This is a genomic window from Mesorhizobium qingshengii (assembly GCF_900103325.1).
Lineage (GTDB): Bacteria > Pseudomonadota > Alphaproteobacteria > Rhizobiales > Rhizobiaceae > Mesorhizobium > Mesorhizobium qingshengii.
The window spans coordinates 1-1,127 of sequence record NZ_FMXM01000115.1 but is presented as its reverse complement, the minus strand read 5'-3'; the positions used below and the strand labels follow the sequence as shown (position 1 = coordinate 1,127).

At 59.4% G+C, this 1,127-nt stretch carries 1 protein-coding gene and 1 pseudogene; one reads left to right on the top strand and one right to left on the bottom strand.

The genetic code is table 11. The features are described 5' to 3' along the window. Nucleotides 1–130: 130 nt before the first annotated feature. A pseudogene (locus tag BLS48_RS34690) lies at nucleotides 131–406 on the top strand (transposase); the annotation flags it as partial. A gap of 203 nt (nucleotides 407–609) precedes the next feature. Here the strand turns inward: BLS48_RS34690 and BLS48_RS34685 are convergent. Then, nucleotides 610–1,002 (bottom strand): hypothetical protein, encoded by a 393-nt coding sequence (locus tag BLS48_RS34685; RefSeq protein WP_091586704.1) that lies wholly within the window; start codon nucleotides 1,000–1,002, stop codon nucleotides 610–612. Nucleotides 1,003–1,127 lie beyond the last annotated feature (125 nt).

The window sequence follows — 1,127 nt, the reverse complement described above, 5'->3', positions numbered from 1 at the left end:
ATTCTACCGCCATCGCTTTCCCTCCGAACAAAGCGACGCTGATGGACTACGGGACCTAACAATCCGTATTCGACCCCAGAGAAATTACCGGTCTCAATGGGCGCATTCTCACATTTAAGTGCAGTGCGACAACTTCGTCTGCTGGAAAGACCGCAAAGGGCTGGCGACAGCGCTCAAGGACATCTACCGCGCCGTCGATGCCGATGCTGCTGAAAAGGCGCTGACGGTGTTCGAGGCCGGCCCCTGGGGCCAGCGCTATCCCGCCATCGGCCAGAGCTGGGGGCGTGCCTGGGGCGAGGTCATCCCGTTCTTTGCGTTCCCTGACGAAGTCCGCCGGATCGTCTACACCACGGATGAGATCGACAAGCGCTTTCTTTCCGGTCGTGGTATCCTTCAACGGCGCGGGCGACCTCGTGGCGAAGCGCGGCGCACCGGTTGAAAGCGCCGCCGGACAGCCTCATTCAAGCCTTGCCGGATTGAGGCGCCCGCGCGCCTTTTCTTTTGGCGGTCGCGGGCGCCAGACCTCGACAAAGTGTTCGTAGGGCAATGGCTGCATAATGTTCAACGGCCCGCCCGCACACGGAATTCCTGACAGTCCCGTCACACGGTTCAGACGACGAGATCGTGGACGCGGTTCGTAGTCACATGCAGGTGGTCCTTTGCTTCCTGCATTTCGCCTATGGTGAAGCACCGCCGACTTCCGTCATGCATCACGCAGACGACCGCCGCTTCCTCGCCGCGCCATGGATTTGCCGAGACCGACGACAAGCCGTGCGCTAAACAGTTTCGAAGCGTTGCCACTTCCTCGATATCGGCGAATAGCTGCTCCAGCCTCCGGTCGCCACCATCAGCTTCCGCATGACGCCATTGGGTGAGCACTGGCGCTTTCGTCGGTGGCTTGCCTTCGGCCGTATGGATCACAGCAAGGCACTTGCGTATCGCCGTTTCAAGAAAGCCCCAAAGCAATAGAAGTTCGCCGACCGTCGCCATCAGGTCGCGCATGGTTGGGCCAAGTGGCGGGGTGTCAGTCATGCCCAACTTGAACAGTTGGACGTGAACGGATAGCGAACACTGTCCGTTAAGCCATTGAAATCATTTGCCTTGAATTTCGGGCGCGAAAATGTGTG

What these genes read in the sequence shown, in the direction of transcription:
- BLS48_RS34685 (WP_091586704.1), bottom strand. Translation starts at nt 1,002, where the DNA reads ATGCGCGACCTGATGGCGACGGTCGGCGAACTTCTATTGCTTTGGGGC.